This is a genomic window from Microbacterium sp. bgisy207, from assembly GCF_057706855.1.
Genome location: NZ_JBYIPB010000009.1, coordinates 68,122 through 90,783, shown reverse-complemented (window position 1 = coordinate 90,783; position 22,662 = coordinate 68,122). Strand labels below are relative to the sequence as shown.

Annotated in this window: 15 protein-coding genes; 7 read left to right on the top strand and 8 right to left on the bottom strand. The window is 68.7% G+C overall.

All coding sequences use genetic code 11. From position 1 onward, the window contains the following. Positions 1-52: 52 nt before the first annotated feature. Positions 53-1,315, bottom strand: coding sequence for a DNA polymerase IV (locus AC3ENO_RS10515; RefSeq protein ID WP_434970572.1), 1,263 nt, complete (start codon positions 1,313-1,315; stop codon positions 53-55). A 123-nt stretch (positions 1,316-1,438) separates the two neighbouring features. On the opposite strand from AC3ENO_RS10515, the gene AC3ENO_RS10510 reads away from it, so the two are divergent. Further along, positions 1,439-2,059 (top strand): DUF2202 domain-containing protein, encoded by a 621-nt coding sequence (locus AC3ENO_RS10510; protein ID WP_434970571.1) that lies wholly within the window; start codon positions 1,439-1,441, stop codon positions 2,057-2,059. 12 nt (positions 2,060-2,071) lie between these two features. Here the strand turns inward: AC3ENO_RS10510 and gatB are convergent, their stop codons facing one another. Genes gatB through gatC form a run of 3 tightly spaced genes read right to left on the bottom strand, consistent with a single transcriptional unit; the run spans position 2,072 to position 5,426 of the window. After that, positions 2,072-3,604 carry an Asp-tRNA(Asn)/Glu-tRNA(Gln) amidotransferase subunit GatB gene (gene gatB / locus AC3ENO_RS10505; protein ID WP_434970570.1) on the bottom strand — a complete coding sequence of 511 codons (1,533 nt, stop codon included), beginning with the start codon at positions 3,602-3,604 and terminating at the stop codon, positions 2,072-2,074. Continuing rightward, positions 3,604-5,130 (bottom strand): Asp-tRNA(Asn)/Glu-tRNA(Gln) amidotransferase subunit GatA, encoded by a 1,527-nt coding sequence (gene gatA / locus AC3ENO_RS10500; RefSeq protein ID WP_434970569.1) that lies wholly within the window; start codon positions 5,128-5,130, stop codon positions 3,604-3,606. The genes gatB and gatA overlap by 1 nt, the downstream gene beginning before the upstream one ends. After that, positions 5,127-5,426, bottom strand: a complete 300-nt coding sequence (gene gatC / locus AC3ENO_RS10495) for an Asp-tRNA(Asn)/Glu-tRNA(Gln) amidotransferase subunit GatC (protein WP_434970568.1) — start codon at positions 5,424-5,426, stop codon at positions 5,127-5,129. The genes gatA and gatC overlap by 4 nt, the downstream gene beginning before the upstream one ends. A 104-nt stretch (positions 5,427-5,530) precedes the next feature. Between gatC and AC3ENO_RS10490 the strand changes: the two genes are divergently transcribed. Further along, positions 5,531-7,234 carry a long-chain-fatty-acid--CoA ligase gene (locus AC3ENO_RS10490; protein WP_434970567.1) on the top strand — a complete coding sequence of 568 codons (1,704 nt, stop codon included), beginning with the start codon at positions 5,531-5,533 and terminating at the stop codon, positions 7,232-7,234. Between the two features lie 223 nt (positions 7,235-7,457). After that, positions 7,458-9,014, top strand: a complete 1,557-nt coding sequence (locus AC3ENO_RS10485; protein ID WP_434970566.1) for an HNH endonuclease signature motif containing protein — start codon at positions 7,458-7,460, stop codon at positions 9,012-9,014. A gap of 46 nt (positions 9,015-9,060) precedes the next feature. On the opposite strand, the gene AC3ENO_RS10480 is transcribed toward AC3ENO_RS10485, so the two are convergent. From AC3ENO_RS10480 to AC3ENO_RS10465, 4 genes are all read right to left on the bottom strand, one after another. Next, entirely contained in the window at positions 9,061-10,029 is a 969-nt protein-coding gene (locus AC3ENO_RS10480) for a prenyltransferase/squalene oxidase repeat-containing protein (RefSeq protein ID WP_434970565.1), read from the bottom strand. Positions 10,030-10,091: 62 nt separating this feature from the next. Continuing rightward, complete coding sequence (gene ligA / locus AC3ENO_RS10475) at positions 10,092-12,413, bottom strand: NAD-dependent DNA ligase LigA (protein WP_434970564.1); 2,322 nt, start codon at positions 12,411-12,413, stop codon at positions 10,092-10,094. Positions 12,414-12,477: 64 nt separating this feature from the next. Further along, positions 12,478-13,575 carry a tRNA 2-thiouridine(34) synthase MnmA gene (gene mnmA / locus AC3ENO_RS10470; protein ID WP_434970563.1) on the bottom strand — a complete coding sequence of 366 codons (1,098 nt, stop codon included), beginning with the start codon at positions 13,573-13,575 and terminating at the stop codon, positions 12,478-12,480. Between the two features lie 9 nt (positions 13,576-13,584). After that, the gene (locus AC3ENO_RS10465; protein ID WP_434970562.1) at positions 13,585-14,772 is read right to left on the bottom strand and encodes a cysteine desulfurase family protein; all 1,188 of its coding nucleotides are present in this window, start codon (positions 14,770-14,772) and stop codon (positions 13,585-13,587) included. A gap of 203 nt (positions 14,773-14,975) precedes the next feature. Between AC3ENO_RS10465 and AC3ENO_RS10460 the strand changes: the two genes are divergently transcribed. The 4 genes from AC3ENO_RS10460 to glgB all read left to right on the top strand — a co-directional run bounded on the left by AC3ENO_RS10460 (position 14,976) and on the right by glgB (position 22,638). Beyond that, positions 14,976-16,121: a lytic polysaccharide monooxygenase gene (locus AC3ENO_RS10460; protein ID WP_434970561.1), complete on the top strand. Its 1,146-nt coding sequence runs from the start codon at positions 14,976-14,978 to the stop codon at positions 16,119-16,121. An 85-nt stretch (positions 16,122-16,206) separates the two neighbouring features. Then, positions 16,207-18,309, top strand: coding sequence for a glycogen debranching protein GlgX (gene glgX, locus AC3ENO_RS10455; RefSeq protein ID WP_434970560.1), 2,103 nt, complete (start codon positions 16,207-16,209; stop codon positions 18,307-18,309). A 187-nt stretch (positions 18,310-18,496) separates the two neighbouring features. After that, positions 18,497-20,473 (top strand): maltotransferase domain-containing protein, encoded by a 1,977-nt coding sequence (locus AC3ENO_RS10450; RefSeq protein ID WP_434970610.1) that lies wholly within the window; start codon positions 18,497-18,499, stop codon positions 20,471-20,473. Next, positions 20,470-22,638 (top strand): 1,4-alpha-glucan branching protein GlgB, encoded by a 2,169-nt coding sequence (gene glgB / locus AC3ENO_RS10445; RefSeq protein ID WP_434970559.1) that lies wholly within the window; start codon positions 20,470-20,472, stop codon positions 22,636-22,638. Before AC3ENO_RS10450 ends, glgB begins: the two co-directional genes overlap by 4 nt. The last annotated feature ends 24 nt before the right edge of the window (positions 22,639-22,662 follow it).

Sequence of the window (22,662 nt, the reverse complement as noted above, 5' to 3'; positions counted from 1 at the left end):
CACGCTACCCGCACCGAGCGTCCGAGGACAGGCCGAAATGGGCCGGGTCGTGTCAGTTCGGCATGTCGCGCGGAGGACGCGGATTCGAGGGCAGGCTTCCGCCCCCGCGTTCGGTGATGAGTGTCGCGCGGGTGACGGCTCCTCGACCGAAGCGGGCCGTCGCGGTGTCCAGCGCGGACTCGACACGTCGCCACTCGCCGTCATCGTCCCAGAGCGCCGGCGCAGACTCAGCCACTGGCCGAAGCTTCTCGGCGCGGACCCCCACGAGCCTCACGGGCAGGCGCCGGTCGATGTCGTCGAACAGTTCGAGAGCGACATCTCCGATCCGCTGACCGACCGAGCTGGGTTCAGGGAGCGTGCGTGAGCGCGAGACGGTACTGAAATCGGAGAAACGCACCTTGATCGCCACGCTGCTCGCCTCCCACGACGCCGCGCGCAGGCGCGCCGCCACGCGGTCAGAGAGGCGCCGCAGCTCCGAGCGCAGCACCGCCGCATCGCCGATATCCGTGCGGAACGTCTCCTCGTGACCGACGCTCTTCTCCACGCGGGTCGTCGTGACCTCTCGTGCATCGCGCCCGCGGGCAAGATTCCAGACCCGCTCACCCATCGCGGCGCCGAGCGCACGGTCGAGAACCGCGCGCGGTGTCTCGATCACATCGGAGACGGTGTGGATGCCGCGCGAGGCGAGCGCCTCGGCAGCCTTCGGCCCCACTCCCCACAGAGCGCGAACCGGGCGCGGTGCGAGGAACGCGGCGGTGTCGGCCTCGGCGATGATCAACAGACCGTCGGGCTTGCTCATCGTCGAGGCCATCTTGGCGACGTGCTTTGTCGCCGCCGCCCCGACGCTGCACGTCAGCCCGGTTTCGTCCTTCACCCGCGCCCGAAGCATCCGGGCAATGGTGCCGGGAGGGCCCCAAAGCCGGCGCGCCCCGCGCACGTCGAGGAACGCCTCGTCGATCGAGAGCGGCTCCACCAGCGGGGTGATGTCGTGGAACACCCGCATGACTTCACGCGAGAGCGCAACGTAGCGATCGAAGTGGGGTGGTACGACGATCGCCTGCGGACACAGCCGCAGAGCCTGCCCGACGGGCATCGCGGCGCGCACGCCGAACGCGCGCGCTTCGTACGACGCGCTCGAGACCACCGAGCGGCTCTCCGGCGCCCCGATGATGAGGGGCTTGCCTGCCAACGACGGATCATCCAGCACCTCGACGGCGGCATAGAACGCGTCCATGTCGACATGCAGGATGTCGGCCCCGGTGTCATCGGCGTCCTCCGCCGACACGAGGCGATCGCGCCCATCCCCGCGTCCCATGCCCCTATTCTCCTCCGCCCCTCCGACAGCGGGCGGAGGGCTTTCTCACGGTCGTCCTTCAGCCGGAGGATCCGCATCCGCTATACCCTAGGGGGTATCAGAATCCATGATTCACAGGAGTACATGATGATCGCCTCGAAGGCGGCGAGGCTGGCCACATCGGCCGCTCTTGCTGCGCTGATCTCCACCACCGTCGTACTTGCCGGGTGCACAGCGTCCCCGCCTGAGAGCACGACCGTCGATCCTGTTGCGCCGACCGCTTCGCTGTCGACCCCGCCCTCCACCTCACCGGAGCCGCTCGAATCCGACGTCGCGGCCGATGCCGAGACCGAGCTTCGCGCCCAGCTGCTCTACCTCATCGAAGAGGAGAAGCTCGCGCACGACGTGTACACGGTGCTCGGTGATACGTGGGGCGGCAACGTGTTCGTGAACATCGCGGCGTCCGAGACCACTCATCAGGAGGCCGTCGCCGCGCTGCTTCCCGACTACGGGCTGACCGATCCGCGCGTGAACGAGGTGGGCCTCTTCCAGGACGCGAGCCTGCAGACCCTCTACGATCAGCTGATCGCCGAGGGCATGCGCTCCCGCGATGACGCGATCGACGTCGGCGTCCTCATCGAGCAGACCGACATCGCCGACCTCACCGAGGCTCTCGATGATGCACCGGATGACGTCGCCGTCGTCCTCGAACGTCTGCTCGCCGGGTCACAGAATCACCTTGCCGCCTTCGAGCGGCAGGCCTGAACCGGGCACCGATCAGGCCTGCCCAGCGCGCTCCAGAATCAGCTCACGCACGCGCGCGGCATCCGCCTGCCCTTTCATCGCTTTCATGACGGCGCCGATGATCGCGCCGGCAGCCTGAACCTTGCCGTCGCGGATCTTCTCGAGCACATCCGGCTGGGAGGCCAGCGCCTCGTCGATCGCGGCAATGAGCGCTCCGTCGTCCGAGACGACAGCGAGCCCTCGTGCGTCCACGACCTCCTGGGGCGTGCCCTCACCCGCGATGACACCCTCGAGCACCTGGCGGGCGAGTTTGTCGGTGAGCGTTCCCGCATCCACGAGCGCCTGCAGCGCCGCCACGTCAGCCGGGGAGACGAGCTCGCTCGCCTCCCGCTCCTGGGCGTTCGCGATGCGGGCGATCTCGCCGGTCCACCACTTGCGCGCGGCAGCCGGCGACGCACCCGCCGCGATCGTCGCCTCCACCTCGGCGAGGATGCCCCCATTGGCGACGTCCTGGAACTCCAGGTCCGTGAAGCCCCACTCGGTCTTCAGGCGCCGACGCCTCGCTGCCGGGGGTTCGGGCAGCGCCGCGCGCAGTTCCTCGATCAGCTCGAGCGACGGCTCGACCGGCAGCAGGTCGGGCTCGGGGAAGTACCGGTAGTCGTCGGCATCCGACTTCGGGCGTCCCGGCGAGGTCGTCCCGGTGTCTTCGTGCCAGTGGCGGGTCTCCTGGATGATCGTGCCGCCGGCGGCGAGGATCGCGGCCTGGCGCTGGATCTCGTGGCGCACCGCCCGCTCGACCGACCGCATCGAGTTGACGTTCTTGGTCTCGGTGCGCGTCCCCAGGGGCGCCGGCGGCTCTCCCGGGGCGGTACGGGGACGCAACGACACGTTGGCATCGCACCGGAGGTTTCCGCGCTCCAGTCGCGCCTCCGAGATGCCCAGCGACAGCACGATGTCGCGGATGGTCCGTACGTATGCCTTGGCCACCTCGGGTGCACGGTGCTCGGCGCCGAAGATCGGCTTGGTGACGATCTCGACGAGGGGCACACCGGCGCGGTTGTAGTCGACCAGCGAATACTCGGCGCCCTGGATGCGGCCGGTTGCCCCGCCCATGTGGGTGAGCTTGCCGGCATCCTCCTCCATGTGGGCCCGCTCGATCGGGACCTCCACGATCGTGCCGTCTTCGAGCTCGACCTCGACGGTGCCCTCGAAGGCGATCGGCTCGTCGTACTGCGAGATCTGGTAGTTCTTTCCGAGGTCGGGATAGAAGTAGTTCTTGCGCGCGAACCGACTCGACGGGGCGATCGAGCACCCCAGCGCCAGGCCGAGGCTGATCGACGAACGCACCGCGGTCTCGTTGACGACCGGCAGCGCGCCCGGAAGCCCCATGTCGACGGGAGCGACGAGGGTGTTGGGCGCAGCGTCGTGGTTGTCGGCGTGAGCGGGGTTGCCGGCGGGCGAGAACATCTTCGTGCGGGTGTTCAGCTCGACGTGCACCTCGAATCCGAGCACGGGCTCGAACAGCTCGAGCGCCTTGTCGAAGTCCATCAGCTTCGCGGTGGCCATCAGGCTCGCCCTCCCATCGATGCCCCCAGGACCGGCGCCCGATCCAGCAGGGGTCCTCCCCACTCATCGACCAGCAACGCCTCCAGCGCCGCCCCGACCCGGTAGAGGCGGGCATCCTGCCGCGCGGGGGCGAGGAACTGGATGCCGACCGGTAGGCCGTCCTCGGCAGCCAGGCCCGACGGGAGAGAGATGCCGGGCACACCGGCGAGGTTCGCGGGGATCGTCGCGACGTCGTTCAGGTACATCTGCATGGGGTCGTCGACCTGCTCGCCCAGGCGGAACGCGGTGGTCGGCGCTGTCGGGGTCGCGATGACGTCGACCTGCTCGAACGCCTCGTCGAAGTCGCGCTGGATGAGCGTGCGTACCTTCTGCGCCGACCCGTAGTACGCGTCGTAGTATCCGGCGCTGAGCGCGTAGGTGCCGAGGATGATGCGGCGCTTGACCTCGTCGCCGAACCCGGCATCCCGGGTCGCCGCCATGACGTCTTCGACCGTGCCGCCGGGGACGTCGACCCGCAGTCCGAAGCGCACGGAATCGAACTTGGCGAGGTTGCTGGATGCCTCAGCCGGAAGGATCAGGTAGTACGCGGCGACCCCGTACTCGAAGTGGGGTGCGCTGATCTCGACGATCTCGGCTCCCTGGGCCTCCATGGCCGCGAGCGCTTCCCGGAAGGATGCCGAGACGCCGGGCTGGAATCCGCTGTCGGGCAGCTCGCGGATGACGCCGACCCGCAGGCCCTTGAGCACATCGCCGCGGGCACCCTCGCGGGCGGCATCCGCGAACGAGGGCCAGTGCTCGTTCAGCGAGGTGGAGTCGTGCGGGTCGTGCCCGCCGATGACGTCGTGGAGCAGGCCCGCGTCGAGCACGGTGCGGGTGACGGGGCCGATCTGATCGAGGCTCGAGGCCAGGGCGATCGCCCCGTACCGGCTGACCGCGCCGTAGGTCGGCTTGACGCCGACGGTTCCGGTCACGTGCGCGGGCTGGCGGATCGAACCGCCCGTGTCCGATCCCAGCGCGAGAGGCGCTTCGAACGCGGCGACCGCTGCCGCCGATCCGCCGCCGGAGCCGCCGGGGATGCGGTCGAGGTCCCAGGGGTTGTGGGTGGGACCGTACGCGGAGTGCTCGGTCGACGAGCCCATCGCGAATTCGTCCATGTTCGTCTTGCCCAGTGGCACGAGCCCGGCGGCGCGGGCGCGGGCGACGACCGTCGCGTCGTACGGCGAGACGAACCCCTCGAGGATGCGGGAACCGCTCGTGGCGGGCATGTCGGTCGTGACCAGCACGTCCTTGATCGCCAGCGGCACCCCGGCAAGCGGCGGAAGGTCCTCCCCCGCCGCCCGACGGGCATCGATGGTCTCGGCGACCTCGATGGCGTGATCGCTGACGTGCAGGAAGGCGTGGATGTCGGCATCCACCGCCGCGATGCGGTCGAGGTGCGCGCGGGTCGCCTCGACACTCGAGACCGCACCGGTGCGCAGCTGCTCGGCGAGGTCGGCCGCGCTCAGGCGGATGAGGTCGTCGCTCACTGCTCTTCTCCCAGGATCGCGGTGACCCGGAACCTGCCATCGGCAGCATCCGGCGCATTCTGAAGCACCTGCTCGGGGGTGAGCATGTCGCCCGGCTCGTCGGGGCGGAAGACGTTCTGCAACGGGATCGGATGGCTCGTCGCCACCACATCGGGGGTCGCGACCTGCGAGACCTTGGCGATGTTGTCGACGATCACGTCGAGCTGCCCCGTCAGGCGCTCCACCTCCTCGTCGCTCAGGTGGATCCGGGCGAGCACGCCGAGATGGCGCACGAGATCGGGGGTGATTTCAGACACCGGACCATTCTAGGCGGGGCACTCCACGCAGCCCGTTCTGCCCCTTCCCGTCGATGTCGCATCACCCATAGGCCCGGCGCTGCGCCACCCATAAGCTGGGTGCCGTGACGACGTACGACCCGCCCCGTCCCTGGATCGCCAGCTATGCCGAGGGGGTGCCGGCCGATCTCGACCCGGTGTCGGGCTCGCTCGTCGACATCGTCGCGGCATCCGTGCGCGACTACCCCGATGCGCCCGCGCTGCAGTTCTTCGGTCGCACGACGACCTATCGGTCGCTGGACGAGCAGATCCAGCGCGCGGCGGCTGCCCTCCACGAGCACGGTGTGCGGCCGGGAGACCCCGTCGCGATCGTGCTTCCGAACTGCCCCCAGCACATCGTCGCGTTCTACGCGATCCTGCGGCTGGGAGCCGTGGTCGTCGAGCACAACCCGCTCTACACGCCACGGGAGCTGCGGAAGCAGTTCGAGGATCACGGCGCGAAGCACGCGATCGTCTGGAGCAAGGTCGTACGCACCGTCCAGGAGTTCCCGCGGGACCTCCGGGTGGACACGCTGATCTCGGTGGACATCACCAAGGGCATGCCGTGGACGATGCAGCTGGCCCTGAGGCTGCCGATCGCGAAGGCGAAGGAGGCGCGCACGGCCTTGACCGAGCGGGTCAACGGCACCGTCAGCTGGGAGGATGTCGCGTCGCACGCGCCCCTGCCGGCGACCCACCCGACTCCGGGGACCGATGATCTCGCCCTCATCCAGTACACGAGCGGCACCACGGGAACCCCCAAGGGCGCCTCGCTGACCCACCGGAACCTCCTGTCCAATGCCGCGCAGGCGCGTGCCTGGGTGCCCACGATCCACCGCGGCGAAGGATGCGTCGTCTACGCCGTCCTCCCGATGTTCCACGCCTACGGGCTGACGCTGTGCCTGACGTTCGCGATGTCGATGGGGGCACGGCTCGTGCTGTTCCCCCGCTTCGACCCCGACATGGTGCTGGAGGTCACCAAGAAGCACCCCGCGACGTTCCTGCCTCTCGTCCCGCCGATCGCGGATCGACTGCTCAAGGAGGCCAAGCTCAAGGGCGTCTCGCTGGCGGGCACGGGTGTTGCGATCTCGGGGGCGATGGCCCTGCCGCACGAGCTGGTCGTGCCGTTCGAGGCCGAGACGGGCGGATATCTCGTCGAAGGGTACGGTCTGAGCGAGTGCTCGCCGGTCTTGATGGCCAACCCGGTCGCCGACAATCGCGTCCCCGGAACGGTGGGCCTTCCGCTGCCCGGCACCGAATGCCGCGTCGTCGACCCCGAGAACCCCACCGTCGATGTCGCGCCCGGCGAACGCGGCGAGCTCATCGTTCGCGGTCCGCAGGTGTTCTCGGGTTACTTCGGCAAGCCGGAGGCCACTGAGGCGGTATTCGTCGACGGCTGGTTCCGCACCGGCGACATCGTCACGATCGATGACGCCGGATTCGTGCGGATCGTCGACCGCATCAAGGAACTGATCATCACCGGCGGGTTCAATGTCGCTCCGACCGAGGTCGAGAGCGTGTTGCGCCAGCATCCATCGGTCGCCGACGTCGCCGTCGTCGGTCTGCCATCGGACCGGTCGGGCGAGGAAGTCGTCGCCGCTGTGGTCCTTGAGCCCGATGTCGACGAGGTGGATGAGGCAGCCATCCGGGAGTTCGCGCGCAGCATCCTGACCCCGTACAAGGTGCCCCGCCGCATCTTCGTCGTCGACGAGTTGCCGAAGTCGCTCATCGGCAAGGTCCTGCGTCGCCAGGTGCGCGACAAACTCCTGGAGCTCTCCGGCGACGAGTAATCCGTCGATGACGTTCAACCGGGGGACTTCGACCTCGAGCCGTCGAGCCTCAGGCGCGTGGTCGAGTTGCTGCGTGACTCCGGCGCTGGCTTCCGGCTCCGGCCTAGGGAGAAGAGCGACTCCCCGGGAGCGACTCACCCGCATCGACAACGCGGAAATACGCATGCGCCAGTCCGATGTCGGATCCCCCTCGTAGTGTTGGTATCAACAGGGAATCGCACACGTGCCCACTTCGTGCGAGACGGATGCCGCGGTTGCGGTCCGATCGGAGATGGGTATGGAACACGACGCGAACGCCGCCGTCGTGGGGTGGCGTGCCCTCGACGCGCTCGTGTCCGAACTCGGGGACGCGCATCGGGCTGTGGCGGAAGCTCAGGCGCGGGTGTCGCGGTTGTTCGCCGCGGCGCTCGATCTCGCGCTGGAGCGCGCTGCGCAGCAGCAGGCCGACGGCATCCGGCGCCGCGCCGACAGTGATCTGCCGGTGCGGGAGGTCGCTGCGGAGATCGCGGCGGCGTTGCGTCTGAGCGATCGGAGCGTGCAACGGCGGATGGGTGACGCGTTCACGACGGCCACCGACTACGCCCGCACTCAGGACGCGTGGGAACGCGGCGCGATCGATGCGGCTCACGTGTCGGCGATCCTCGATGGCGGTGTGGGGATCGATCCGACGCTGCGTGAGACGTACGAGCGCTACGCGTTGGCTGCCGCGGAGACCGAGACTGCGGGTCGGATGCGGAGCATCGCCCGCATCATCGCGGCGCGGGTCGACCCAGAGTCTTCCGCCCGGCGTCGAGCCCAGGCCAAAGCCGACCGCGGTGTGCGGGTCATCGATCTTCCCGACGGGATGGCCAGGCTCCTGGCAGAGCTCCCCGCACCCCTCGCGTACGCGATCCACGACCGACTCACCCGGATGGCGAAGCGCGTACACGAGGATCCGCCCCCGGTCACGGTCGACGAGCTCTCTCGCACCAACACCGCGGATTCCGTTCCCGGCGAACTGACGGACCCAGCGTCGGTCGACGAGACGCTCGACCCTGCGGGCGGCCTGGTGGTCGTCACAGGACCAGGACCTCATGGCACGGAGACCGCCGCCGACCGCCCTGAGCCCGATCTCGCAGGAACCGCGGTAGCGGTGGACGCTGCCGCGTGCGTGGGAACGGCTGCCGCGGGCACGACACCGCCGGTCGATACCCGCACGATGGATCAGACCCGGGCCGATCTACTCACCGATCTGCTGCTGGCCGCCACGCCGGTCGCCCACGGCGTCGGCCTGGACGCGATCACCGGCCACGTTCAGGTCACCGTTCCCGTGCTCACTCTCGCCGGCGTCGGGTCACAGCCCGCCCTCCTCGTCGGGCACGGTCCGGTCGACGCCGACGTCGCCCGCCGACTAGCCGCGAACGCTCCGGGGTGGGACCGGGTGATGACCGATCCGTACACCGGAGCGGTCCTCGCCGTCGATCGGTATCGACAGAGCGCCGACCTCGAACGATATCTCCGGGCGCGCGACGAACGGTGCCGGTGTCCCGGTTGCCGACGGCTCGCTCGGAGGTCCGATGTCGACCACACGGTGGATGCGGCTCGAGGAGGTCCGACAACGTCAACGAACCTCGCCCACGTCTGTCGACGACATCACACCCTCAAGCACGAGACCGCCTGGCGCGTCCGGCAACTCGCCGGCGGCGTGCTCGAATGGACAGGCCCCACGGGGCGGACGTACGTCGACCGGCCGCCGGGCATCGTCACCTTCGTGCCCGACGAAACGCCGCCACCGTTCTGAACCGGGCCGTCGGTTACGGGGGCGGGTCGCTGTGACAGACCGCATCTCATTCTGTGAAGTGGCGAAGGACCCGCATGGCGCGAAGGGTGATCACTCGGTGAGGCGTACCGGCGCGCGGGTAGACGACGTGCGTCATGCCCGGATACTGCGCGGCACCGACCCATCGGCCGTCCGGCCGCCGCCTGTGGCGGACGATGGCGAGCGCGGCGTCGAGGCGAGGGTCGTACGCGACGCCCGCACTCCGAAGCACGTCGAGTCCACGCAGCACGTCGAAGTGCCACCGCGCAGGATCATGAAACCGGGTGAACTCGGCGCGGATCGGCTCGCCGTCGGAGCGACGCTGGTACAGGTTCCGCTGCAGAAGGACGTCCACGGCGGACGCGACGGCGACCCGGATCTCGTCGGCGCGGTACAGGTATCCGCAGCGCAGGTACTCCGCCAGTCCGTCGATCACGCTCGTCGTGCTGTGAACGGATGAAACGCGGGCACCGGATCGGTTGGTCATGCAGTTGAACCCGCCGTCAGCCATCCGTTGTCTCAGGACGAAGTCCACGATGCTCCGCAACGCCGCCGGGTCCGCGCCGAAGTAGCTCGCGAACGCCAGGAACATCCCGTTCATGCAGACATCCGAGTGCCTCACCGAATCAGCGGGGTTGAAACCGCCGTCCTCGCCGATGTGTTCGCTCAGCGCCGCCTGTACGGCATCGACGCACGCCGGGTGGCGCTGTGGAATCGCGAGATCGCGCAGTTCGAGCAGCGAGTAGTGCCCGCACGTCCACTTGGGTTCATAGAAGCCCCGGCCCCACCCGCCGTGGGTTCGTGCGTCGAGAATCCGCGCCGCAACGCCCTCCGTCGCGGCCCGAGCGCGGAGGTCGGGACGTTCCTCATCCAGAAGATCGCGATAGACCTGGAACTGGACGGCAGCATCTCCGGCGAGCAGCCAGGAAACGACGTCCCGGTCGACCTCATCGGGCTCGTCGAATCCTCGCGCGACGTGCTCGCCGACGGCCGCCATGCCGACAGCATAAGGATGCAGAAGCCCCACGCACAGCGGACGACATCGCAGGACCGGTGTGTTCAGCCGTCGAGCGCCGCGGGTCCCTCCTCGACGAGGATGCGGAATTGCGCGGCGTCGATGATGCGGATGCCGAGCTCCTCGGCCTTCGCGAGCTTCGAACCGGCACCGGGGCCGGCAGCGACGAAGTCCGTCTTCTTCGACACGCTCGAGGCCGCCTTGCCGCCCGCAGCGAGGATTGCCTCCTGGGCGCCCTCCCGCGTGTATCCCTCGAGCGTCCCCGTCGCAACGACCGTGATGCCCTCGAGCACTCCCCCCGTGACGACTGCCGCGCCCGGCCCGGGGTGACCCGGGGTGGACAGTTGTGCCCCCGCGGCAGCCCAGCGTTCGACGATCTCGACGTGCCAATCGACCTCGAACCAGTCGATGATCGCATCGGCGATGATCGGGCCGACGCCCTCGACCGCCGCGAGCTCCTCCCGGGAGGCGGCACGGATCGCGTCGAGCGAACCGAACCACTGCGCGAGCGCGCGCGCCGCCACCGGGCCCACGTGCCGGATGCTCAGAGCGACCAGGAACCGCCACAGGTCTTTCGTCTTTGCCCGCTCGATGTTCTCGAGCAGTTCGCGGGCCGCCGCGGACAGGATGAAGTCCGCGTCCCCGTCGAACGGGCCGTCCGGATCGAACGCGGGGTCGGGTCGGGAGGCGGTCGGCGCGCGGCCGTCCAGCGGCGCCTTGCGCTGCCGCCGGAACGGGCTACGCGCGTCGGGGGTGCCGTCCGGCCGCAGTCGCACCAGTCCGGTCTCGGCATCCCGCACCTCGACATCGATCGGAAACAGGTCCTCGGCACGCAGCTCGAACAGACCGGCCTCGGTAACCAGAGGCGGCATCTCGGGGCGTAGCGGGTGGGTGAGCGCAGCCGCCGACACCTCCCCCAGTCCCTCGATGTCCAGGGCGCCCCGTGAGCCGATGTGCTCCACGCGACCGCGCACCTGTGCCGGGCACGACCGAGTATTGGGGCACCGCAGGTCGATGTCGCCCTCCTTCGCGGGTGCCAACGGTGATCCGCATTCGGGGCACTGGGTCGGCATGACGAACTCGCGCTCAGAGCCGTCGCGCAACTCGACAACCGGCCCGAGCACTTCGGGAATGACATCACCCGCCTTGCGGATGACGATCGTGTCGCCGATCAGCACCCCCTTGGCCTTGACGACGTCCTGGTTGTGCAGCGTCGCTTGCCGCACCACGCTGCCCGCGACCCGCACCGGCTCCATGACAGCGAACGGCGTCGCCCGCCCGGTGCGACCGACCGAGACGACGATGTCGAGCAGGGTCGTGTTGACCTGCTCAGGCGGGTACTTGTACGCGATCGCCCACCGCGGCGCGCGGCTTGTTGCCCCCAGCTCATCGTGCAGCGCGAGCTCGTCGACCTTCACCACGACCCCGTCGATCTCGTGCTCGACATCGTGGCGGTGCTCGCCGTAGTGGCGGATGTAGTCCGCGGCCTCGTCGACGGATGCCGCGACCGTGAAGTACGTGCTGACCGGCAGGCCCCACGAGCCCAGAAGCCCGTAGACCTCGCTCTGCGTGGCCACGGGCGGGTTCGGCCACGCCCCGATCCCGTGCACCGTGAGCCGCAGTCGCGAGAGTCGCTCGTGCATCGCCTCGAGCTGCCGCTCGTTCTTGCCCTCGCGCTTCTGCCGCAGCGAGCCGGATGCCGCGTTGCGGGGGTTCGCGAAAAGACGGTCTCCCATCGACTCTTGGTAGGCGTTGAGCGATTCGAAGTCCGCGACGGTGAAGAAGACCTCCCCTCGAACTTCCACGAGGTCCGGATGCCCGTCTCCCGCCAGCACCTCGGGGATACCGGCGACATCGCGAACGTTCTCGGTGACGTCCTCGCCGACACGGCCGTCGCCGCGGGTCGCCGCCGACACGAGCCGACCGCGTTCGTACCGCAGCGAGAGCGCGAGCCCGTCGATCTTCAGCTCGCACAGGTAGCGCACCGGCCCGCCCACATCGCGCTGCACCCGGGCCGCCCACGCGCGGAACTCCTCCTCGCTGAAGACGTTGTCGAGGCTCAGCATCCGTTCGGCGTGCTCGACGGGAGCGAAGAGGGTTCCGGATGCCGCACCCACCGACAGCGTCGGCGAGTCCTGACCCTGCACCTCCGGGTGGAGCCGCTCGAGCGCCTCAAGCCGCTGCATCCAGCCGTCGTACGTCGCGTCGTCGACGATGACCTCGTCACGCCCGTAATACGCATCACGGGCCTCGACGATCAGGTCGGTCAGCCGCGCCGCTTCCGCGCGCGCGTCGTCGAGGGTGAGGTGCTCGAGACCGGTGTCGGCAGTCGTCGTGGTGAGGTCGGATGCGTCATTCGAAGCCACGTGTGCAGTCTAGGCAGGGCTGCCGACGCGAGGTCCGGAACGCCGGTCGAGGGTGTCTGCCGGTTCAGGCTTCCACCGGGACCGCGGAGCGCGTGCGATCGATCGTGAACTGCCCGAGCACGCGCGTGCCGTCGTAGAGCACCGCGGTCTGCCCGGGCGCGACGCCGTCCAGCGGAGCGTCGGGAATCACGACAACCTCGCCGTCGACGATCTCGGCGCGCGCGGGCACCGGGTCGGCGTGGGCGCGGATCTGCACGTGACAGGCGAAGGATGCCGACTCCGGCGCGGCTCCCGCCCAGCTGAATCGCGAACCGGCGATCTCGGCAGTTGCCAGGGCCTCCTTCGGCCCGACGATGACCGTGTTGCTCACCGGCCTGACCTCGAGCACGAACCGCGGCTTGCCGTCGGGCGCGGGCACGCCGAGCGCAAGTCCGCGGCGCTGCCCGACCGTGTAGGCGTGCGCGCCGTCGTGCGTGCCGACCTGAGCGCCCGAGCGATCGACGATCGGGCCCTGCGCGACACCGACTCGCTCGGCAAGCCACCCCTTGGTGTCTCCGTCGGGGATGAAGCAGATGTCGTGGCTGTCCGGTTTGTGCGCGACCGTCAGACCGCGCTCCTCCGCCTCGGCCCGGACGACGGCCTTCGACGGTGTCGCCCCCAGCGGGAAGTAACAGTGCGCGAGCTGCTCCGAGGTCAGGACGCCGAGCACATACGACTGGTCCTTGGCGGCATCCGACGCGCGATGCAGCTCTCGGCCGTCCGGGGTGTCCAGGAGCGTCGCGTAGTGCCCGGTGCACACGGCGTCGAAGCCGAGCTCGATCGCCCGTTCGAGCAGGGCTGCGAACTTGATCTTCTCGTTGCAGCGCATGCACGGATTCGGGGTGCGACCGGCGCGGTATTCGGCGACGAAGTCGTCGATGACCTCGTCACGGAAGCGCTCCGAGAAGTCCCACACGTAGAACGGGATGCCGAGGCGGTCGGCGGCGCGGCGGGCATCCATCGCATCCTCGATCGTGCAGCATCCGCGGCTGCCGGTGCGGAGGGTTCCGCCCGCGCGCGAGAGCGCGAGGTGCACGCCGACGACGTCGTGGCCGGCATCCACGGCGCGCGCAGCGGCCACGGCGGAGTCCACTCCCCCGCTCATCGCCGCCAGAACACGCATCTGTCCAGTCTAGGCAGCACCGCCTGGGCGGGACCCGGATGCCGACCGCGCGCGCTCGACGGCACTCGGCAACGCCGCGAGCAGAGCGTCGATGTCGGCATCCGTCGTCGTGCGTCCCAGCGTGAACCGCAGCACCTCGCGCGCTTCCCGGTCGCTGTGCCCCATCGCCATGACGACGTGCGAGGGCTCGGGAACTCCGGCCTGACACGCCGAACCGGTCGACGCCGAGATCCCCGACATGTCGAGCAGGAACAGGAGCGTCTCGCCCAGCGCCCCACGAAAGAGCACATGCGCATTGCCGGGGAGCCGGTCGCGAGGATCCCCGAGCGGCTGCGCATCCGGCACGGTCGCCAGGATCCCCTCGATCAGTCTGTTGCGCATCCTCGACAGGCGCACCGACTCGACGGCGAGCTCGGAGACGGCGAGCTCGGCGGCGACGGCGAAGGCCGCCGCGCCCGCGACATCCTGGGTTCCCGAGCGCAGCCCCCGCTGCTGCCCGCCGCCGTGCACGAGCGGATCCAGCCGGGCCGACCGGGCGACCACGAGCGCCCCGACGCCGATCGGACCGCCGATCTTGTGCGCCGAGACACTCATCGCGAGCAGCCCTGTCCCCGGCCGCGCGTCGCCGCGCAGGGTTGAGAAGGCGACGGGCACGTGCCCGAACGCGGCGATGGCGTCCAGATGCAGGGGCACGCCCTCGGCGGCGGCCGCTTGCGCGAGGTCCGCGACGGGATTGACGGTGCCCACCTCATTGTTCGCGATGAGCGCTGTCGCGAGCGCCGCTCCAGGGAGGGCTGCGGAAAAGTCCGCCTCCCGGATGCCGCCCGCCGGGGTGAGCGGGACGCGTCGGATGCGGGCACCCTCCCGCCGGGCGAGCCAGTCGACCGGATCGATCGACGCGTGATGCTCACCGTCGGGCAGAACGATCTCGGAGGTTCCGTGGCGGCGGGTGCCCCACAGCCCCTTCACCGCGAGATTCACCGATTCAGTGCCCCCGGAGGTGATCACGATCTCGACCGGATCGCACTCCAGGGCCGCCGCGAGCCGCTCCCGTGCGTCCTCCAGCATCCGCCGGGCACTCTGCCCGTTCGTGTGAATCGACGACGCGTTGCCGACCACCGCAGCCGCGTCAAGCCAGGCCTCTCGCGACTCGGGACGAAGCGGCGTCGACGCCGCGTGGTCCAGATAGATGCTCACGAACTCCACTGTGGCAAACATCGGCACCGGCGGGGCCCGAAAGATGAGATCCCTCTCATGAACGCGTGTTACGTCACCGCCCGTGTGCGCCGCACCGCCACTCTGACACCGTCAGATACTGATCCTCCCGAAAGGTCGTCATGGCTCCTGCGTCCCCTGCCCCGCGACGGACACGAACGCGCCGTGTTCTCCCCGCTCTCACCGTGACCGCTGCCGCCGCCGTCGTGGCAAGCATCGCCTTCACAGCCGGTCCCGCCCTCGGACACGGCTACGTCGGAGGCGGCGGCACGATCCTCGCCCGCGCGGCCGATCCCGCCAACTCCGGGCGGGGCGCGATCGCCTACGAGCCCCAGAGCCTCGAGGCACCGAAGGGTTTCCCCGCGGCAGGCCCGGCTGACGGCCAGCTCGCCTCAGCGGGTCTTGCCATTGCGGCAGCGCTCGACGAGCAGACCGCGACGCGCTGGCACAAGCACACGGTGACGACCGGTGCGCTCGTCGTACCCTGGCGCTATACGGCTCCGCACCGCACGTCGCAGTGGCGGTACTACCTGACCGTCCCCGGCTGGGATCCCAACGCTCCGCTCGATCGCGGCGACTTCGAGTTGATCGCCACGATCGCCCACGACGGCACGGCCGCCTCGACGAACCCCGCGCACACCATCACGATTCCCGCGAACCGTTCGGGGTATCACGTGCTCTACGCCGTGTGGGACATCGCCGACACCACCAACGCGTTCTACAACGTCATCGACCTCGACATCGTCGGTTCGGGCCCGCAACCGACACCGACGCCCACCGCGACTCCGACGCCCACCGCAACCCCCGCGCCGACCGCGAGCCCGACGCCGACGGCATCCCCGACTCCCAGCGCGACCCCCACTCCGACGGTCTCCCCCGCGCCCAGCCCGACAGCGACGACTCCGCCGGCGCCGGTACCTCCGGGGGCCCCGCACCATCTCCACACCATGTCGGTCAGCGCTGAGAGCGTGTCCTTGATGTGGTCGGCCGGCTCCGGCGCAGCCGCGTACGCCGTCACTCGGGACGACGTCCCGCTCACGACGACGACCGGCACGAGCTTCGTCGACGCGGCCCCGGTGCCTGGCGCGCGTCACACCTACAGTGTTCGATCGATCGGATCGACGGGAGTGGTCTCATCACGCGCGGCCACCTTGACGGTCACGATCCCGGGCCAGACGCCTGCTCCCGTTGAGCCGTGGAGCGCGACGGGGCGCTACAGCATCGGAGACGTGGTGAGCTGGGGCGGCGCGACGTTCCGCTGCATCCAGGCCTATCAGGGCTGGGGCGACCCGAACTGGATCTTGGCACCCTCGCTCTGGCAGCGGATGTAGATCACCATGCAGGTCGGGCCCCGGCGGCGCACGAGTGCATTCTCGGCGCGCGGCCGGGGTCCGACTGCGTCGTTATGCTCTACGCATGCCGATTCCCGAGTCAGCGGTGGTTTTGCGCGCCGAAACGGCACCGAGCGACCTCCGGTCCCCGCGGTTCGATGATCTCGGCGTCCACCTACACGAGGGCGGTGGCACGCTTCGCGTCTGGTCGGCCCGCGCCTCCTCGATCGATCTGCTGATCTTCGACGCCGACGACCTCGACTGGGTCGTGGAGACGGTTCCGCTGTCCCGCGTGGATGCCGACATCTGGTCGGCGTACTCGCCCCTCCTGCGCCCCGGAACCCCGTACGCGATCCAGGTCGACGGCCCCCCTGGGGCGGGCAACACCTTCAACCCCGCGACACTCCTGATCGAGCCCTACGCGCGAGGCCTCGTCCGCAGCGGATACGACGGATGGCGATCTGTCGTCGTCGCGGGAGACTTCGACTGGGCTGGGGTGCGTAAGCCCCTCGTCCCCCTTGACCGGACCGTCATCTACGAGGGTCACGTCAAAGGCATGACCAAGCGCCACCCCGAGGTTCCGGCGGCCCTGCACGGGACCTACGCTGGCCTCGCACACCCGGCGATGATCGAGCACTTCACGTCGCTCGGCGTGACAAGCATCGAGCTCTTGCCCGTGCACCAGTTCACGACCGAGCCGCGCCTGCTCGAACTGGGGCTCACCAACTACTGGGGCTACAACACTGTCGGGTTCTTCGCCCCCCATGCCGCGTATGCCACGGAGGCGAATCGACGAGAAGGACCCGAGGCTGTCCTGCGCGAGTTCAAAGGCATGGTCAAGCTCCTGCACGAGGCGGGACTGGAGGTCATCCTCGACGTCGTCTTCAACCACACCTCGGAAGCCGATCTCGGCGGGCCGCGGTCGAGTCTGCGCGGTATCGACAACCGGGGGTACTACCGCCAGCATCCGGACGGCGCCTACATCGATGTCACGGGGTGCGGCAACAGCGTCGACACCTCGACGGATGCCGCGGCACGCCTCGTGCTGGACTCACTGCGGTACTGGGCGAACGATGTCCAGGTGGATGGCTTCCGCTTCGACCTGGCCGCGACCCTCGGCCGGGACAAGGACCACACCTTCACTCCCGACCATCCCCTCCTGCGCGCAATCATCGACGACCCCGCCTTGGCCGGAGTCAAGAAGATCGCCGAGCCGTGGGACGTCGGGATGGGCGGGTGGCAGACAGGCAACTTCGGCGACGGCTGGATGGAGTGGAATGACCGCTACCGCGATCGTGTCCGCAACTTCTGGCTCAGCGACGTCGACTACGGACGCCGAGCCGCGACGGCCCCCGTCGGCGTCGGCGGCTTCGCGACACGGCTCGCCGGATCGTCCAACACGTTCAGCGCCGAACGCGGACCGCTCGCAAGCGTGAACTTCGTCACGGCGCACGACGGATTCACGCTCCACGACCTCGTGTCCTACGACGTCAAGCACAACGCGGCGAACGGCGAGCACAACCGCGACGGCGCCGACACGAACCGGTCCTTCAATCACGGCGCGGAGGGCGAGACCGACGACCCGGTCATCCTTGCGACCCGTCGGCGGGCGATGCGCAATCTCCTCGGCACACTGCTGCTGTCCGCCGGCGTGCCGATGATCACCGCCGGAGACGAGTTCGGGAGGACTCAGCACGGTAACAACAACGCGTACTGCCATGACAGTGCGCTCACCTGGCTGCCCTGGGAACACGCTCCCTGGCAGACGGATCTGTTCGCGCACGTGCAGCGCCTGCTGAGCCTGCGGGCCGAGAATCCTGCGCTACGGCCGAGCCGGTTCGCCCGCGACGATCAGGATATCCCGTCGGCATCCGTCATGGACTGGTACGACGAACGGGGCGAGATGATGTCGGGCGAGCGGTGGGCCGATCCCACGCACCGAACCCTTCAGTACCTCGCGACCTCCACTCCCGAGCTCGAAGCGCCGAACCGAACTCTGCTGATCGTGCACGGGAACGAGCGGCCCGTCACGGTGCGCTTGCCGCTCGTCGACGGCGTCGCCCAGTACCGATCGGTGTGGTCCAGCGAGGATGAACACCCCTCAGCGACCACGAGTCTGCACGAGCCCGGATCGACCATCGAGCTCGGACCGACCTCGATGCGACTGTTCGTGGCAGTTCCTACCTGAGAGGTCCGCTCGCGCGAATTGTGGCCGACGGGGCGCGCCCTGTCCACGCCTGTCCCGGCGGGGGCGAGCGGGGTAGGTTCGAAGCGTGGCATCCAGCAAACGATCTCCCGCCCCTCGACCCTGGCGAAGCGCCACCGCGATCCCGGTACGGCAGGTGACCTCTCCTGCCCCACCGGCCGATGCCGCGATGGGTCGCATCCCGATGGTGCGCCCGCGCCCGGACACACCGGACGCCCACTACCGGCCGAGCGCGTTCCGGGGCGAGGTCGTCCCGTTCGGCGTCACGGCCTTCCGTGAGGGGCACGACCGGATCGGCGTGCACGTCCGGCTCTTCTCACCGTCCGACGATGAGTCACTGCACCGACTGGAACCCGCGAATGACGGGTTCGACCGGTGGTGGACTCACGTCGCGCTTCTGGAGGAGGGGACGTGGACGTTCCGTTTCGAATCGTTCGCCGACGACTTCGCCACCTGGCACCACGCCGCCCACGTCAAGGTACTCGCGGGCGTGGACGTTCCTCTCATGCGGGAGATGGGCGCGCTCCTGTGCGAACGCGGCGCCGGGGAGCGCACTCGCCCCGCCGCGGAGCGTCGCCTTCTGACTGAGCTGGCGGATCAGTTCCGTGCGGATGCCGTGAGCGACCCGCTCAGCCTGATCGACGACCCGCGACTGAAGACCGTCTTCACCGAGCGCCCGCTGCAATCCCTCGTCACCGTTGGACCCGATCGCGAACTGCTCGTGGAACGAGAGCGGGCGGGGGTCGGCGCATGGTACGAGTTCTTCCCGCGCTCAGAGGGGGCCAAACGCCGGAAGGACGGCACGATCAAGAGCGGCACGTTCCGCACCGCCAGCAAGCGGCTGCCCGCCGTGGCCCGCATGGGTTTCGATGTCGTGTATCTGCCTCCTGTGCACCCGATCGGACTGACCAATCGCAAGGGGCCGAACAACTCGCTGACGCCCGGCCCGGGCGATCCTGGGTCGCCGTGGGCGATCGGGGCCGCAGAGGGGGGTCACGACGCGATCCATCCCGACCTGGGCACTCTGGCCGACTTCCGGGCTTTCGTGCGTGCCGCCGCCGCCGAGGGACTGGAGGTGGCCATGGACTTGGCGCTGCAGGCATCCCCGGACCACCCGTGGGTGACCGCCCACCCGGAATGGTTCACCACCCTGCCCGACGGATCGATCGCCTACGCCGAAAACCCGCCCAAGAAGTACCAGGACATCTATCCGATCAACTTCGACAACGATCCGGAGGGCATCCGCGCCGAGGTACTGCGCATCGTGCGGCACTGGATCGCGCAGGGCATCCGCATCTTCCGCGTCGACAATCCGCACACCAAACCCCTGCAGTTCTGGGAGTGGCTCATCCGCGAAGTCACCGCCGAACACCCCGACGTCATCTTCCTGGCTGAGGCGTTCACGCGCCCTGCCCCGCTTCAGGGCCTCGCGATGGTCGGATTCCAGCAGAGCTACACCTACTTCACGTGGCGAAACACGAAGCAAGAGCTCGAAGAGTTCCTGTCCTCGCTGGCTCACGAGACAGCGGACTACCTGCGCCCGAACCTCTTCGTCAACACCCCCGACATCCTCACCGAGTACCTTCAATACGGCGGTCACGCCGCCTACGTCATCCGTGCCGCCATCGCCGCCACCGCCGCACCCGTGTACGGCGTCTACGCCGGCTACGAACTCTTCGAGAACGTCGCACGCCCCGGGTCGGAAGAGAACATCGACAACGAGAAGTACGAGTACAAGTTCCGAGACTGGGAGGCGATCGACGCGGCCGGCACGTCGCTCGCGCCGTTCCTGACGCGGCTCAACGAGATCCGCCGTGACCACCCCGCACTGCGCCAATTGCGAAACCTCGCGATCCACTGGAGCGACGACGACGCGATCCTGGTCTATTCGAAACACCTCGACGCCGCCCTCTCCCCCACGGGCGAGGCCGACACCATTCTCGTCGTCGTCAACGTCGACCCACACTCGATGCGGGAGACCACGGTCCATCTGGACACACGCATCTGGGGAGTCGAGCCCGGAGACGCGTTCAGCGTGACCGATCTGATCACGGGCGCGCAATGGACGTGGACCGACCACAACTACGTGCGGCTCGACGCATTTCGCGAGCCCGTGCACATTCTGCGGATTGAGGGACAACGATGAACGCGATCGACCCCGGCACACTCGACGCCGTCGCGCACGGCACCTATCACGATCCGCACAGTGTGCTCGGCATCCATCCCACCGGCAAGGGGACGTGGGTCATCCGCACCCGGCGACCACTCGCCACGACGGTGACAGCGGTCTTCGACGGCGGGAAACGCGCGCGGCTCGAACACCTCGCATCCGGAATCTGGGAGGGCACCGTCACCGGCCCGATCGGCCCCTATCGCATCGATGCATCGTATGACGACGGGCCCGACTACCGCGCCGACGACCCGTACCGGCACGCGCCCACCATCGGTGAACTCGACCTTCACCTGATCCGCGAGGGTCGTCACGAGCGCCTCTGGGACGTACTCGGATCGCACGTCCGCACGCACGAAGAAAGCCATGGCACCTCCTTCGCCGTGTGGGCGCCCAATGCGCGCGCGGTGCGCGTGGTCGGCCAGTTCAATGGATGGGACGGCTCCGCCCACGCCATGCGGTCGATGGGCGGTTCCGGCGTCTGGGAGCTGTTCGTTCCCGCGGTGAGCGAGGGCACGGTCTACAAGTACGAGATCCTCGGCCCCGACGGGCACTGGCGACTCAAGGCCGACCCGCTTGCGCGAGAAGCAGAGGTGCCGCCCGCCACCGGTTCGGTGGTCACGGCATCCTCATACCGATGGGAGGACTCGGCCTGGCTCGCGCAACGCGCGAAGCGCCGTCCCGTGACCGAGCCGATGTCGATCTATGAGGTACACCTCGGGTCGTGGCGCCCCGGTCTGTCCTATCGAGACGCCGCAGATCCCCTCATCGACCATGTCACGTCTCTGGGCTTCACACACGTCGAGTTCCTGCCGCTGGCCGAACACCCCTTCGGCGGTTCATGGGGCTACCAGGTCACGGGGTATTACGCCCCGACGAGCAGATTCGGCAGCCCCGACGATCTCAAGTACCTCATCGACCGGCTTCACCAGGCAGGCATCGGGGTCATCATGGACTGGGTGCCGGGGCACTTCCCCAAGGACGAGTTCGCCCTGGCGAAGTTCGACGGCAAGGCGCTGTACGAGCACCCCGACCCTCGGCGAGGCGAGCACAAGGACTGGGGAACGCTCATCTTCGACTACGGCCGGAACGAGGTACGCAACTTCCTGGTCGCCAACGCGCTCTACTGGTACGACGAGTTCCATGTCGACGGACTCCGAGTGGATGCCGTCGCCTCGATGCTCTACCTCGACTACTCCCGCAACCCGGGGGAATGGGAACCGAACATCCACGGCGGGCGCGAGAACCTCGAGGCGATCCGGTTCCTCCAGGAGGTCAACGCGACGTGCTACAAGACCTTCCCCGGCATCAGCATGATGGCCGAGGAGTCCACGAGCTTCCCCGGCGTGACGGCTCCGACCGACCATGCCGGCCTCGGATTCGGCTTCAAGTGGAACATGGGGTGGATGAACGACAGCCTCGAGTACATCGCCCGGGATCCGCTCTACCGGTCGTATCACCAGGGTGAGCTGAGTTTCTCGTTCGTGTATGCGTTCAGCGAGAACTACGTCCTGCCGATCAGCCACGACGAGGTCGTGCACGGCAAGGGCAGCCTGTTCTCGCGGATGCCCGGAGACCACGCCGGCAAGCTCGCCAACATGCGCGCCTATCTCGCATACATGTGGTCACATCCCGGCAAGCAGCTTCTGTTCATGGGACAGGAGTTCGGGCAGATGGCCGAATGGTCGGAGTCGCGAGGGCTGGATTGGTGGACGCTCGATCAGCCCACGCACCGACAGCTTCAAGATTTCGTGGGTGCACTCAACGGCATCTACCGCGCCAACCCGCCGCTGTGGAGCCGCGACAACGACGGATCGGCCTTCAGCCGAATCGGCGCCCCCTCGTGGAATCCGAACGTCCTCGCCTTCACCAGGCGCGACTGGGACGGGAACACCATCGCGGTCGTGTGCAACTTCTCGGGGACGACGCTCTCGAACTATGCCCTCGATCTGCCGCAGGCCGGGGTGTGGCGAGAGATCCTCAACACCGATGCGCACGAGTATGGGGGCGCCGGAGTCGGCAATCTCGGAATGGTCGTCGCCGGCGAGGACGGCCGCGCCTCCATGGTGCTCCCGGCCGTCAGCGCGATCTGGCTGCGCTATGACCCACAGGCACGGATCCCGTCGACCACACACGGCTGAGCGGGTGCGCCGTCCCCTGCGTCA

Excerpts from the sequence above, each read along its gene's own strand:
- mnmA (WP_434970563.1), bottom strand. The coding sequence starts at position 13,575 with ATGCGTGTTCTGGCGGCGATGAGCGGGGGAGTGGACTCCGCCGTGGCC.
- AC3ENO_RS10510 (WP_434970571.1), top strand. The coding sequence starts at position 1,439 with ATGATGATCGCCTCGAAGGCGGCGAGGCTGGCCACATCGGCCGCTCTT.
- AC3ENO_RS10515 (WP_434970572.1), bottom strand. The coding sequence starts at position 1,315 with ATGGGACGCGGGGATGGGCGCGATCGCCTCGTGTCGGCGGAGGACGCC.
- glgB (WP_434970559.1), top strand. The coding sequence starts at position 20,470 with ATGAACGCGATCGACCCCGGCACACTCGACGCCGTCGCGCACGGCACC.
- glgX (WP_434970560.1), top strand. The coding sequence starts at position 16,207 with ATGCCGATTCCCGAGTCAGCGGTGGTTTTGCGCGCCGAAACGGCACCG.
- gatB (WP_434970570.1), bottom strand. The coding sequence starts at position 3,604 with ATGGCCACCGCGAAGCTGATGGACTTCGACAAGGCGCTCGAGCTGTTC.
- AC3ENO_RS10450 (WP_434970610.1), top strand. The coding sequence starts at position 18,497 with ATGGGTCGCATCCCGATGGTGCGCCCGCGCCCGGACACACCGGACGCC.
- AC3ENO_RS10480 (WP_434970565.1), bottom strand. The coding sequence starts at position 10,029 with ATGGCGGCCGTCGGCGAGCACGTCGCGCGAGGATTCGACGAGCCCGAT.